Source organism: Bacteroidales bacterium, assembly GCA_014860585.1.
In the GTDB taxonomy this organism is placed as follows: domain Bacteria; phylum Bacteroidota; class Bacteroidia; order Bacteroidales; family 4484-276; genus RZYY01.
Genome location: JACZJL010000041.1, coordinates 20,369 through 33,710, shown reverse-complemented (window position 1 = coordinate 33,710; position 13,342 = coordinate 20,369). Strand labels below are relative to the sequence as shown.

11 protein-coding genes and 1 tRNA gene are annotated in these 13,342 nt (G+C 45.4%); 7 read left to right on the top strand and 5 right to left on the bottom strand.

The window, feature by feature from the left end:
• Positions 1-2 precede the first annotated feature (2 nt).
• From IH598_04900 to IH598_04880, 5 genes are all read left to right on the top strand, one after another.
• The gene (locus IH598_04900) at positions 3-506 is read left to right on the top strand and encodes a histidine phosphatase family protein (protein MBE0637836.1); all 504 of its coding nucleotides are present in this window, start codon (positions 3-5) and stop codon (positions 504-506) included.
• Between the two features lie 2 nt (positions 507-508).
• Positions 509-2,584 (top strand): polyphosphate kinase 1, encoded by a 2,076-nt coding sequence (gene ppk1 / locus IH598_04895; protein MBE0637835.1) that lies wholly within the window; start codon positions 509-511, stop codon positions 2,582-2,584.
• A gap of 149 nt (positions 2,585-2,733) precedes the next feature.
• Entirely contained in the window at positions 2,734-4,431 is a 1,698-nt protein-coding gene (locus IH598_04890; protein MBE0637834.1) for a caspase family protein, read from the top strand.
• Positions 4,432-4,504: 73 nt separating this feature from the next.
• Entirely contained in the window at positions 4,505-5,146 is a 642-nt protein-coding gene (locus IH598_04885) for a hypothetical protein (protein ID MBE0637833.1), read from the top strand.
• 18 nt (positions 5,147-5,164) lie between these two features.
• Entirely contained in the window at positions 5,165-6,247 is a 1,083-nt protein-coding gene (locus tag IH598_04880) for a formylglycine-generating enzyme family protein (GenBank protein ID MBE0637832.1), read from the top strand.
• Positions 6,248-6,481: 234 nt separating this feature from the next.
• Here IH598_04880 and IH598_04875 read toward each other — a convergent pair whose 3' ends face one another.
• The 4 genes from IH598_04875 to IH598_04860 are packed head-to-tail and all read right to left on the bottom strand — an operon-like array spanning position 6,482 to position 10,852.
• Positions 6,482-7,315 carry a hypothetical protein gene (locus tag IH598_04875; GenBank protein ID MBE0637831.1) on the bottom strand — a complete coding sequence of 278 codons (834 nt, stop codon included), beginning with the start codon at positions 7,313-7,315 and terminating at the stop codon, positions 6,482-6,484.
• Positions 7,316-7,332: 17 nt separating this feature from the next.
• Positions 7,333-9,039, bottom strand: a complete 1,707-nt coding sequence (locus IH598_04870; GenBank protein MBE0637830.1) for a caspase family protein — start codon at positions 9,037-9,039, stop codon at positions 7,333-7,335.
• 20 nt (positions 9,040-9,059) lie between these two features.
• Positions 9,060-9,833 (bottom strand): hypothetical protein, encoded by a 774-nt coding sequence (locus tag IH598_04865; protein MBE0637829.1) that lies wholly within the window; start codon positions 9,831-9,833, stop codon positions 9,060-9,062.
• A 20-nt stretch (positions 9,834-9,853) separates the two neighbouring features.
• Complete coding sequence (locus IH598_04860; GenBank protein MBE0637828.1) at positions 9,854-10,852, bottom strand: hypothetical protein; 999 nt, start codon at positions 10,850-10,852, stop codon at positions 9,854-9,856.
• Between the two features lie 356 nt (positions 10,853-11,208).
• Here IH598_04860 and IH598_04855 point away from each other — a divergent pair, with 356 nt between their 5' ends.
• Together IH598_04855 and IH598_04850 are read left to right on the top strand one after the other, a co-directional pair.
• On the top strand, positions 11,209-11,730 hold the full coding sequence (locus tag IH598_04855) for a hypothetical protein (GenBank protein ID MBE0637827.1): 522 nt from the start codon (positions 11,209-11,211) through the stop codon (positions 11,728-11,730).
• An 82-nt stretch (positions 11,731-11,812) separates the two neighbouring features.
• Positions 11,813-12,856 (top strand): hypothetical protein, encoded by a 1,044-nt coding sequence (locus IH598_04850; protein MBE0637826.1) that lies wholly within the window; start codon positions 11,813-11,815, stop codon positions 12,854-12,856.
• Between the two features lie 34 nt (positions 12,857-12,890).
• Here IH598_04850 and IH598_04845 read toward each other — a convergent pair.
• A tRNA-Thr gene (locus tag IH598_04845) sits at positions 12,891-12,963 on the bottom strand.
• Positions 12,964-13,342 lie beyond the last annotated feature (379 nt).

Genomic DNA, 13,342 nt, shown 5'->3' with positions numbered 1-13,342 from the left:
ATATGAAAACTGTTTATATTCTGCGCCATGCCAAATCCTCGTGGGATTTCCCGCACCTGAGCGATGAAGAGCGCCCATTGATTGATAAAGGCAAAAAACGCACGCGGCTGATCAACGAATACTTGATCAACAACCAGATCAGTATCGACCTGATCCTGTCAAGCCATGCCGTCAGGGCATTCGACACAGCCAAAATCATTGCCAGAGCTATTGGCTACCCACTTGATAAAATCAGAATTAACAAAATGATTTATCACTCCCACGAAGAAAATCTGATTGACCAGTTTTATGACCTTTCCGATGAAATAAGCTCAGTGATGCTTGTGGGTCATAACCCCACCCTCACCAATTTTGTAAACCTCTTCCTCGACGAAAAAATCGAATGGCTTCCAACATCGGGTTTGGTCAGCATAAATTTTTATACCGACCAGTGGGTAAACCTGAGCACAGCTAAATTTGATACCAATTTTGTGATTACCCCATCCATGCTTAAAAAGAAGGATTAGTTATGACGAAGAGCGAGAAGAAGTATCCGATGATCAACCGGGAGATCAGCTGGCTGCATTTTAACGACCGTGTGTTGCAGGAAGCCCGGGATGAATCCACACCTTTAATCGAAAAGCTGAAGTTTTTAGGGATTTTCTCCAACAACAGGGATGAGTTTTTCAGGGTTAGGGTGGCTACCCTGAACAGGATGCTGAATGTGGAACAACTGGATTACAAAATCAAGCAATCGCCGGCAGAACTGCTCGCACAGATTCACCAAATCGTTGCCGAGCAGGAAAAAGTCTTTACGGAAACATTCCAGACCATTGTTGAACAGTTGAAGCAGGAAAATGTGTTTATTATCAGCGAGCAGGAACTTTCATCCAGCCAGGTAAATTTTGTGACCAATTACTTTCTGAACAGCGTCAGGCCATTTCTCTTTCCGATCATGATCGACAACCTGAACGCAGATGACGATGTTGAAGACCGGTCTATATACCTTGCCATTCACATGGTTGCATCCAACGATCCTGAAAAGGAAGATCATGCGGTAATCAGGCTGCCTACCGACCAGGTGTCGCGCTTTCTGATCCTGCCGGACGAAGACGGGAAAATTTTCATCATGCTGCTCGACGATGTTGTCCGGCATGGTTTACAGTACATTTTTTCCATTTTCGGTTACGACACTTTCCAGGCTTACACCTTTAAAATCACCCGTGATGCCGAGCTGGATATCGATAACGACGTGCAAAAAAGTTTCCTTGAGATCATGGCCGAAAGCATCAAGCAGCGCGAGCAGGGGTATCCGGTCAGGTTTGTTTATGATAATACTATCCCAAAACCGTTTTTAAAAATAATCCGAAAAAAACTACATCTGCTTGAGGACGACCATCAGCGTGGTGGTGGGCGCTATCACAATTTCAAGGATTTCATGGCTTTTCCAAAAGTTGGATCGCCAAAACTGGTCTATCCGCCCACTCCACCAATGCCCCACAAAGGATTGACGGTACATTCGAGTATTTTGAGGGAGATCAGAAACCGCGATATCATGCTGCATTATCCTTATCAGTCGTTCCAGTATATCGTGGATTTGCTGAGAGAAGCCTCTATCGATCCGGATGTTCGTTCGATAAAAATGACCTTTTACCGCGCTGCCAGCAATTCAAATGTAATGAACGCCCTGATGAACGCTGCGCGCAACGGTAAGTCAGTGACGGTTTTCCTCGAAATCCAGGCCCGTTTCGACGAAGAAGCCAACATCTACTGGGCTGAACTCCTGCAAAAGACCGGTGTAAAGATATTACCCACTATTCCCGGCCTGAAGGTGCATAGCAAATTGATCCTTATCCGCCGGAAAGAAAACCAGTCAAACGTGTATTACGCTAACATCAGCACCGGCAACTTCAACGAATCCACAGCCAAGGTTTATGCTGACAAGAGTCTCCTCACTGCCGACCAGGACATTGCCATGGATGTTTACAAGGTTTTTCAGCTTTTCGAGTCGCGTTATTTCATTCCAAAATTCAAAAAACTAATCGTATCGCCATTCGACACAAGAGACTTTTTTATTAAACTCATTAACAGGGAGATAAAAAATGCCAGAGAAGGGAAGGAAGCGTGGATGGTATTGAAGCTCAATAGCCTTGTTGATAAAAAAATCACCTACAAGCTATACGAAGCCAGTAAAGCCGGTGTGGACATCAAAATCATTGTCAGGGGAATTTGCGTACTGATTCCGGGTGTAAAAGGTTTAAGCGAGAATATAGAGGCTTACAGTGTAGTGGATAAATTCCTCGAGCATTCAAGGCTTTATGTGTTTTGTAACGATGGGAACAAGGAATTTTTTATTTCCTCAGCCGACTGGATGCAGCGTAACCTCGATTATCGCATTGAAGTGACCACGCCCATCTTTGATCCGGTCATAAAGGATGAACTCTGGACGATTCTTCAGATACAACTTCGCGACAACACCAAAGCCCGGCTGATAAGTGTAGAAAACGTGAACCAATACCGGAAAACAGATTCAGCCATCCCGGTGAGGTCGCAATTTGAGATTTACAAATATTTTCAGGAGCAGTTTGCCGATGGTGGTGATTGAAAAACAAACGCATTTATTTTAATTTCCCATAGGGATGATTTTGACAAGAAAAATTCTGGGGCTTTTAAATAAAATTAGTTTTTATCTTTGGGGATGGTTTAAACCTGACAGGTTTTTGAAACCTGTCAGGTTTATTAAAACATAACACAATGAAAAAGAACATTTTACTGCTTCTCATCGCCCTTGCCGCCCTGCAGGGTTTCGCACAGGAAATCAAAGGCCGCTCGGGCGAGTACAATTTCAACATCACTAAAGACCCGCCAAAACCACCCTATCTCGAAATTGAAACCGCCTCTATCGAACTTACCGACCAAAACGGCAATGCTGCCATTGACGCTGCTGAAGAGGTAACCATTTCGTTTACGCTGAAAAACAGCGGCCGTGGTGACGGTATCGGTTTAAAGCTGCACGTGACCGAAACAGGCGGAGCTGCTGGGTTAACCTTTGATAAAGATCGTTCGCTCCCGTTGTTGCCGGCCGGACAAAGTACAAAACTCGAACACCGCATAAAAGCCGGGATGAACACCGAAAACGGAAAAGCCATTTTTCAGCTTGCCGTTACCGAGCCTAACGGCTTCGACAGCGACCCGGTGGTGATCGAAGTGGAAACCCGCGCCTTCAAAGCACCAAAGCTGATCCTGGCCGATTATGCCGTGCGCACTTCTCAGGGAAACCGTATCCAGAAACGTCGGCCATTTGAACTGGAAATCCTGGTACAAAATACTGGAGTTGGAGTTGCTGACCATGTTTCCGTAAAACTTCTCTATCCCGAAAACATGTATTGCACTTCAGCTAATGAAATTTCAACGTTCGTAAGCATGGCTTCGGGGGACTCCAAAACCATAAAATACGAGCTGATTACAAATAATCTCTACCAACAGAATGTGATCCCCTTGAAATTTGAGATTTCAGAAAAGCACGGAAAATATGGCCAAACCAAAGAGATTACCCTCGAAATTGACCAGGAAATCGCGCAAAAAGAGCTGGTCATCAACCCGGTGGCTGCGCGCGAGCAGCAAGCTGCCATAACCATTGGCACGCTCACCAGCGAGGTGGATAAAAACATCCCGGCATCCGGGAAAACCTATCCCCGGCGCTATGCCCTGATCATCGGCAACGAAAACTACACCGACTACCAGATGAACCTGACCACTGAGTCAAATGTTGCTTTTGCGCAGAACGATGCCGCCATTTTTGCCCAGTATGCGCAAAAAACGTTAGGGGTCGAGCAGCAAAATATTTTCCACCTCACCAATGCCACAGCGGCCACCATGAAACAGGAGATCAACCGTGTAACCGAAATTATAAAACGTGCGGGTAGCGATGCCGAGCTTATCTTTTACTATGCCGGCCATGGATTCCCTGACGAGAACACCCGCACACCATACTTGATGCCGGTGGACGTAAGCGCCGCCAACCTCACGTCAGCCATAAAGCTGAGCGACATTTACCAGAAATTTGCCGAAACCGGCGCTGCCCGCGTCCTCATCTTTTTGGATGCCTGCTTCAGCGGTGGCGGCCGCGAATCCGGCCTGCTGGCAGCACGGGCGGTGAAAGTCAGGCCGAAAGAAGACATCCCCATGGGCAACATGGTGGTGTTCAGCGCCAGCACCGGCGAGCAAACCTCGTTGCCTTACCAGGCACAGAAACACGGTATGTTTACCTACCACCTGCTGAAAAAACTCCAGGAAACCGGCGGTAATATTTCACTTTCGGCACTGTCGGACTACCTTGGCCAACAGGTTGGCATCGAATCGCTGCGGGTGAACGCCAAACCGCAGGACCCCACCACGCTGGTAAGCCCAGCCATAACCGGACAATGGGAAAACTGGCTGATGAATCCGTAAAAACCTGACAGGTTTCCAAAACCTGTCAGGTTTAAAGGTGGCCAAAACCTGTCAGGTTTAAAATAGAAGCAAAATGGAAAAAACAGAACCACTAACCTACGGCAACTTTTACCACATTTTCAACCGTGGTATTAATGGTAGCAATGTTTTCATGGACAATGAAAATTACATCTACTTCATGAAACTCTGCGATCAGCACCTTTCGCAGATTGCCGATATCTATGCCTGGGTGTTGATGCCTAACCATTTTCATTTTTTAATGAGGGTGAAGGAGGTGGAGAAAATTACAAACCTGACAGGTTCCAAACCAAACCTGACAGGTTTTCAAAACCTGTTAGGTTTAAAACCACCCCACCAATATCTGTCAAACCTATTTAATGCTTATTCCAAAGCCTACAACAAGCGCAATCACCGGCACGGAGCTTTGTTTGAGCGGCCGTTCAAGCGAAAGGCGGTGCACAGCATCGAGTATTTACGGCAATTGGTACTCTACATTCATCTTAATCCAGTACATCATGAATTTTGCAAACATCCATTGGATTACCAATGGAGCAGCTATCACACCTGCCTCTCCGATAAACCAACACGTCTCTGCCGTGCGGAGGTAATCGGTTGGTTTGAGGATGAAGAAAATTTCAAATATTGTCATCAACAAAAATTAGATTTTGAGGCCATTGAAAAGTGGCTGGAGTTAAACAAAACCTGTCAGGTTTAAAAAATAAAAAGCAAAATAATGAAACATTTAATTTTCACAACCCTCATCACCTGCCTTTGTTTGCAGGGATTTTCGCAGCAGATCACCAACGTTACCGCCCGCCAGGAAGGGAAAAAGATTGTGGTAAACTACGACATCAGCGGCGCCTCTTCGGCTGATGAGTTTGAGGTGGCGCTTTACTGTTCCACTGATGGCGGCAGCGCTTTTGGCAGCCTTGTGGCCGGCGTGAGCGGCGATGTAGGCCAAAAAGTAAAACCCGGCTACAGCCGCTCAATTACCTGGGATGTGCTGGCCGACCGCGAAAAGCTGCAGGGCAGCAACATTGTGTTTGAAGTGCGCGCCAAAAAAGCCGACAGCTTCGGCATCGAAATGGTTTTTGTAAAAGGAGGAACCTTTACCATGGGCTGCACCAGCGAGCAAAGCGATTGCGGCAGCGACGAAAAACCCACCCACCAGGTAACGGTAAGCGATTTTTATATGGGAAAGTATGAGGTAACCCAAAAGCAGTGGCGGGAAATCATGGGTGCTTCGACTTCTCTCAGCAACCCATCTCGTTTTTCAGGTTGTGATGATTGCCCGGTAGAGAGCGTAAGTTGGAATGACATTCAGGAATTTATCAAAAAGTTGAACCAGAAAACCGGCAAGAAATACCGATTGCCTACTGAAGCAGAATGGGAATACGCAGCGCGGGGTGGTTCGGCAGGCTCACCAACCCGCTATTCAGGCAGCAATAATATTGACGAGGTGGCCTGGTACTGGGAAAACTCAGGTGATAAAAGGCTAAGCGGCAGTTGGGATTCTGATAAAATTTCTAAAAACAATTGCAAAACCCACCCAGTAGGCCGCAAAAAGCCCAACGAGTTGGGCCTTTACGACATGAGCGGTAATGTGTGGGAGTGGTGCAGCGACTGGTATGGTTCAGATTATTACAAAAACAGCCCGCAAAACAACCCACAGGGACCGGCTTCAGGCTCCTACCGCGTGTTGCACGGCGGCAGCTGGAACATCAGCGCTCAGTACTGCCGGGTTGCCTATCGCTTCAGCTACGAGCCCGACCCTCGCCTCAGCAACAACGGTTTCCGGTTGGCTCTTTTCCCATAGTTTAGTTGGCCTGCTTTTCCGGTCATACCTTTTGAGCTAAGGAAACGAGTGTTGCAAAAGGGCGTGAGGGACGTAAAACCTGACAGGTTTCCAAAACCTGTCAGGTTTAGCTCAAAACCATTGTCGTTAGTGGATTTCGGTTTATTTTATGCAAATCACAAGTTGAAGTTGTGATTTGCATAGGTTCTGCTTTTTAAAACTCCTGAAATGTGTTAACAAACCCGTCAGGTTTGATCATTTCTTAATCACAAACCCAAACTGCTCTGTTGTTCGCTGATCGGGGGGGATGGCGTAGATCCACCGCATCATGTTTGTAAAGTTCACCGGCTCAAGGAAGGGGATGTTTTGTTTGGTGAATACAAACATCAGGATGTTGAATTCCTGGGTGCGTTCCGGGTTGTCCAACTCAAGGGAATAACCGTGGTCGAACACGGGGTTGACCGGAAATCTGACTGTTGTTCTGCGCACGAAATTCCTGTCGGGGTCATCATTCAGGCTTAAATGTTCAGGATCAACATAGGGATAAAGCAGGTAAGTTTCTGCGTCGGTATCAGTGATGTTGAAAATCTTCAGGTAGCCATTTTGTGTCGGGGTGAAGTTAAACAGCAGCAGATCGCCACTTTTATACACCTCGTCAATCCCTTCGATGGTGAACCTGAAAGATGGGTCGGCTGAAACATTGTGCTGATAAATGGTTGCTTCTATCTCCACTTCGATCACCATATTACCAAACTCGTTAAAGTAACGCTTTTCAGTCAGTATGGTATCCACGATGATTTCCCCTCCGGTTTCGATGGCCGAAATGGATTGAAAAATTTCTTTGAAGCGCTCATTGTCTTCAAACTGATAGCTGAAATCGGTGAATGAGATGGATTCGGCTACGCCTGCCTTGTTCAGCGCCTCCCGCTTGGCCTCTTCAATGGCGCGATCGCGTGTTTGTTTGGGGCTGAGTTCGGCTGAGAAATATTTACCCGTAGCGCGCACGGTCATTTTCTCCTGGGCGTATAAATAATCAGGCCGGCAAAAAAACATCAAAGCGATGATCCAAAGAATAGTTGATTGCTTCATTTTGAAAAAATTAAAAATCAGTTGATTGTCCATTTTTCCCAGTCCTCGTTCAGGTTCACGCTGACTTTAACCGTTGGGTCCTGTTCTTTTCCATTCACCCGCAACGACTCGATCGAAATCTTTTGAACAAGGTAATCAGATAGCTGTCCATAGTTAACATTTCCGTTACTTTCCTGCAGTTTTTTCAGCAGGAAATAGGTAAACATTCCGTGTTGTTTTTCCCTGAATGGCAGTGCCGACTGGTCGCCGGTGCTGGCCGAAAATACAACCATATTGCCTGTGATCAGATCCTCTTTTGGTTTCACCTTCACCGCCCTGGCAGCAATCAGTCCGGCATCACGTCCGCCACCGCTGAAGCAGGCATCAAGAAAGACAGTGACCCGCCGGGCGCCACTTTCGCTAAAAGTTGTATAAATGTCAGCTAACTTGATGGCTGCATTTAAATTTGAACCCGCAACATCCACAGGGATCAGGTAAGGTTCCTTGCTCATTTCATCCGGCAGTCCGTGACCGGCATAATAGAAAATAATTTCAGCCTGGTCAGACGATTTGGCGGCAAGTTTCGAAATCAGGTCTACCTTCTGCCTCATTTCACCGGCTGTGGCATCGGTCAGGAAAAAGATATTTTTCTCCTGAACCCCAAATACATCCTGCGCATAATTTTTGAAAATGGTGGCATCGTGACGGGCAAATTCTACGTTGGCTTCGGTGTTCAACCCCCGCTGGTATTTGGAATAATCCTCATTACCAATGATCAAAGCATACCTGAAGGGGAAATCTTTTCCTGTTCTTGGAATGTTTTTGTCAACTTCCGAGGATAATGAGGCAATCTCAATATTTGTTTCCGGGGTGGCAATGCCCTGGATCACCACCTGGTTGCGTGCTGTCAGGTTATCCTGCAACCCAACATTTAATAATGTATCAATGCCAAATCTCCCAAAGCTTTCGGTAGCGACCACCCTTACCGGGATTTTTGGCTCAATGTAGCGGCGGTTGGCTGTGAACAGAAAATCCATCTCCCGACTTTCTCCCCTGTCCAAATAGTTGAGCGCATACTGATCTTTGTCCCCAAGGAAAATACAGTTTGGATTGGTTAGTTCAAACCTAACGTTTACATTTTTTGCCTCTCCCTCGCCGATATTCTGAACCAACACTTTGAGGTTGATTGGGTAGTTGAGTTTAATGACACCCCCATCTTCGGTGCTGAAAATGGCATCAGCAATCACGAGTTTCGGTTCAGCAAACCGTCGGGTTTCGATCTTAAACTCCAGCGGGTAAGCGTCAAAACCGCGAGATTCAGCCACTTCGATTAAAAACTCTGCATACCCGTCCTGGGTGTTCGAGCCGGCTTTCACCGGAATGGTCACCTCTTTTTCCGAATCACCGGAAAGATCACCGATCGTGATCTTTTCATCGAAAACTACTCCATACACTTTTTCACCTTTCAACGAAATGGTCACTTCAACATTTGATGCCATTCCCTTGCCTATGTTCCCCACTTTAAAACTGATCAGGCACTCTTCATTGGCATTGATAATGTTGTTCCCGTTTTCGTCGGAAAACTTCTCCTCTTTAATAATCAGGTCGGGAATTTCACGGGTGTTGATGCCTTGTTGTGGTTGTTTGAATGTAACCCGTTTGGCTTCGCTTTTACCTGAGGTTACCTGTGCTGTTGTGAAGGCCGCGAGGAATAAAAGTAAAACGCTGATGATGTATGTTTTCATAGTAGTCAGGATTTTAAGCATCAGTTCAGGTTATAAGTAATTCTAAAAAGTGGCTGTTGCGCCATCGGATCGTAATAATAATCCAGCGAGACTTTATTTTGTGCAGCTTGTTTCCTTGCGTTGCCTGCCTGAACGGCAGTCCAGATCAGGTCTATAGCCCATATGGCGCCAGTTGTGATGGCAAGGGTATTCTGCATGTTTTTGTGACTCTCGGCATCATTGTAGAACTGGTCACGGTCATTGGCTGTTGTGGCATTTTTATAGTCTTCATAAGCATTGTAGGCCTGGTTGTTAAAATAGATTGAACCTCCAAGCGTACCGTAGGCCACAACCCCGATAAGCCAGTATGGTCCACCTCCTTTCACATAACTGTTTCCCCATCCGGGAAATATTGCAGACCGCAGCAAAGCCCCACCGATATTGACTCCGCTATTTACAGCCATCGAGAGAGCGATTACCTCCACCTCAATTTCATCATCGAGATACACATTGTCTTTTTTCAAATCCCAGGTGATGCGCTTGTACTTTCCGCCAATCACCCCGGGGCCCACATCCCCCTGCAGCGAAAATGCGCTGATTTTCTTTCCGGATGTTGTTGCAATATTAACACTTACCTCGAACGTCTCACCCGAGGAGGCCTTGACGATATCGTAAGTAATTACCAGGTTCTCGCCTTCAACGAAAAAATTCACATTTTCGACCTGTGCCTTCGACTGAGCTTTGATTTCAACACTCATTACCAAAGGCATGGCCAATACAAATGAAAAAACCAGGATTTTATAAATATTTTTCATAACATTCTAATTTTTAAAGGTTAACGTTGAGATGAACTGAAGGAGGAAATCTTCGGCGATCCCTTGACAGCGCCTGACTTTCGGGAGGGAGGACCTGGCAAATGACCGATCTTAAATTCTTTTCCTGCCTCGTTAGTCACAAAAACCTGGATGTTCCAGTTGCCGTTAAAAGTGCTGCTTTGGGTTAATGAACTCCAGGTAACTCCATCATCCAGCGAAATGAGGTCCCCATAGCCCACGTTGGCCGGCCCGCTGTCGATCCCCGCCGGATAATACCCTGCCGTCTGCCCGTAAATCCAGTACCCGACAAGCATTTCCTGAGAAGCGTCAATCTGAAAGCCGGATTCCAGTATGACCTCATTCCACTGGTCAGGAACCGGTGAGTTCACATCTTCAAAGTATGAAAGGCTCATCGCATCAAGACTTGATCCGGTAAAAATCTCCACCGAGAATTGCGATGAATAATACATCCGCGGGAAGAATTTGATTTTAGTTACCCTGAAACCATTGTAAGGCGCCAGTTGGGCTGGTGTAAACCTGATGGCCACATCAAAGCTGCCACCTTCGAGCAGACCGATACCATCAGCGTTCTGACCGTTGTCATAGTTTAGCCATGCTGAACTTGTACCGGCCACTGTTTTAAATGACAGATTATCGCCATAAACGGTCTCATTTTCCCCTTCCACATAGCTTCGCACCCAATAGTTGGTGTTCTGTGAAAGCCCGGATACCATCCCGGAGAAGTTTCCCGTTTGGGCTGATGTTCCACTGACTACTTTCTGATCGGTAATGGTTGGGTTTTGGAAGGTAGCAACCACAAATCCATAACTTTTCACCTGCTCGCCGGCATCAATGATCTCGCCACTCACCGACGCCGAATTGGTAGTGACATTGCTCACATTGAGGGTTTTTACCAAAGCAATGCGGTCGAGGTCAACCTTTTTGCAATTTTGGGCAACCAGCACTATAAAAGCAATGACAACCAATAATATTAAAATGCGTAAAAGACTGGTTTTCATGTGACTTAATTTTGTTTGAATAATGATGATTTAAAACCTGAGACTAACTTTTGGAGTTTCAAAATTAATTCATTTTAATGGAAATGCAATTATAGGTGAAAAAATATCCTACTACTTGAAAATAATTCAACCCTGCAAGACTTGGTTTGATCACTGGTTTATTTTTTTCTGTCGTCCCATCCTCTCAGGGTAGGGTCAGAAAAAATTTTCTAAAAATAATCCACCAGATTTAAAAACTGCTAAATTTGCACCAACATTCATTCTAAATAATTATTCAAAAAATTACTGTTATGAAAAGAGATTACTTGCGTTCGTTTTTGTTCTTAGCGGTGGCTGCAATGTTCGCTATGCCTTTGATGCAGGGTTGCAAATCCTCCAAAGAAAGTACATCTGCACCTAAAGGAGAAGAAAAAATTGAAATGTATTGCTCTGGTCCTGAATACTTCAGCGATGCAGAATATTTCAGGGCAAATGATGTGGCAGAGAGCACCAATCAGAGTATGGCAAAGAAAAAAGCCATGAGCAATGCCCGTCTGGCACTTGCCGGATCCATCGAAACCACGGTAAAAGCGGTCATTGACAATTATTTTTCGAGCTACACTTCCGGTCAGGCCATCGAAGATCGCGAAAGGTACGAAGGACTATCCCGTGAAGTAATTGATCAGCAACTCAATGGCATTCGCACCATTTGCGAGGAATACACCAAAACAGCCGAGGGCAACTATAAATGTTATGTTGCCATTGAGCTGGCCGGTGCTGAAATCGCAAACGGTATGTCAAAGAGAATTTCAGACGACGAGAAGCTGAAAATTGACTTCCAGTACGAAAACTTCAAAAAGACTTTCGAAAAAGAGATGGAGGAGTTTAAAAACAGGTAAACCTAATCAATGAACTCCCAACCCTGACTTTTCGTGGTTTGCCATAAGCGCCGGGAAGTCAGGGTTTTTTATTGAAATCATCATGCAAAAACCATTTTCCCTGTTTTTTCTATTCTACATCTTCACTGTGCATTTATTTGGACAAACAGAGCCGTATAAAAAGCAGGTGGAGAAAGATTACGAGGCTTTTAAGGGATTATTTGAGGCTCAGTTTGAGAATGACACAATCACAATTTCTGTTCCGACAGAGCAAACCGCCCGCAGGGGTAATTTTAGCCCGGTTGCGCTGCCAGCCTGGTTTTTTGACGGTTTAAACCATCACACAGGTCACCATGTGGCTCACGGCATTTCCGATCCCGGAATGGATTCTGTGTCAGCTTTCAACCAGGCATTTGCCAGGGCTTTGTCGATGCTGGCCCTATCAAGAGAATATGAGATTGAAAATGTGCTTGATAACTATTACCTCGACAAAGAAACGAGGAAGACCCTCGGAAAATTCAACTCATTTACCAGCATCTTTGCGGAGTTATCTTTCAACCCTGAAAACATCAGTATAATCGAGCAGGATTACAATGCGAACCAAGAAGCGGTACTACTGATCAGCCTGGCCGAATCACAAAATCCAACAAAAGACTGTGACAGGGTAAGAATTTTAATGGAGAATTTTGAGTCGGAGTTGACCAGGTCAAAAAAGCCTGCAATCATCGGAAAATCGAAAAACTGGCTGTACCACGAAACCTGCTCAGGGGCAAAAGAGTTATTCAGTTACCATAGGATTTTTTCTCCCGAAGGCATCGTTATTGAATCGGGAAATGATACGATGAGTACTGTTGAGTTCGATCATTGGTTCCAATACAAAATTGCCAAAGATATTGATTCCATTAAAGTTACAAACCCTTATCCCCAATATTTCAGCCTGAAATACGGCCTTTGGGAGGCCTGGCAAAATGCTGTTATCAATCATTTGGAGCAACTGGAAGTTTTCAATTCAAAGGTAAAAAACCTTGATGAACAGACCAACAGTGAATTTCAAATCCTGACGCGGGTGATTTTTAGTGGAAAGGGTTCTTTCACCCTTAAAAACGTTATTATTGACAACAACGAGCTTTTGCTGGAGTTCAATTAGGTCTGGGCAAACCTTTTGAACCCTAAAAAAAAAGAGCCACCCATGGGACTCGAACCCACGACCCGCGCATTACGAATGCGCTGCTCTACCGACTGAGCTAAGGTGGCGTTAATTGCGGCTGCAAAAATAAAACTTTTAGCACCACAGATTACGAGAAAAAATAAATTGGCTGTTTCTTTTTTATCGAGTGCCATGAGAACTGCTCATCATTTTATATAGTATGATTTTGAATGAGAAGGCATAAAGGCAGGCTGGAGCCTGCCATAATGGACCAAATGAGGTGGAGCCCCGTCTGAACAATGGTTCGGTTTGGGTTTCAGCCAAAGCAATATTTTTCAGCTTTTAAAATTACAGGTTTCAGATGGATTTGGCAGACCGGAGCCTGACATAATAGACCAAATGAGGTGGAGCCCCGTCTGGCAATGATTGGGCTTAGACTCCAGCCTAAGCCGAAACTATTTCTGCAGGTTGTACCTGCTTTTTTAT

What these genes read in the sequence shown, in the direction of transcription:
- IH598_04900 (MBE0637836.1), top strand. Translation starts at nt 3, where the DNA reads ATGAAAACTGTTTATATTCTGCGCCATGCCAAATCCTCGTGGGATTTC.
- ppk1 (MBE0637835.1), top strand. Translation starts at nt 509, where the DNA reads ATGACGAAGAGCGAGAAGAAGTATCCGATGATCAACCGGGAGATCAGC.
- IH598_04890 (MBE0637834.1), top strand. Translation starts at nt 2,734, where the DNA reads ATGAAAAAGAACATTTTACTGCTTCTCATCGCCCTTGCCGCCCTGCAG.
- IH598_04885 (MBE0637833.1), top strand. Translation starts at nt 4,505, where the DNA reads ATGGAAAAAACAGAACCACTAACCTACGGCAACTTTTACCACATTTTC.
- IH598_04880 (MBE0637832.1), top strand. Translation starts at nt 5,165, where the DNA reads ATGAAACATTTAATTTTCACAACCCTCATCACCTGCCTTTGTTTGCAG.
- IH598_04875 (MBE0637831.1), bottom strand. Translation starts at nt 7,315, where the DNA reads ATGAAGCAATCAACTATTCTTTGGATCATCGCTTTGATGTTTTTTTGC.
- IH598_04870 (MBE0637830.1), bottom strand. Translation starts at nt 9,039, where the DNA reads ATGAAAACATACATCATCAGCGTTTTACTTTTATTCCTCGCGGCCTTC.
- IH598_04865 (MBE0637829.1), bottom strand. Translation starts at nt 9,833, where the DNA reads ATGAAAAATATTTATAAAATCCTGGTTTTTTCATTTGTATTGGCCATG.
- IH598_04860 (MBE0637828.1), bottom strand. Translation starts at nt 10,852, where the DNA reads ATGAAAACCAGTCTTTTACGCATTTTAATATTATTGGTTGTCATTGCT.
- IH598_04855 (MBE0637827.1), top strand. Translation starts at nt 11,209, where the DNA reads ATGCAGGGTTGCAAATCCTCCAAAGAAAGTACATCTGCACCTAAAGGA.
- IH598_04850 (MBE0637826.1), top strand. Translation starts at nt 11,813, where the DNA reads ATGCAAAAACCATTTTCCCTGTTTTTTCTATTCTACATCTTCACTGTG.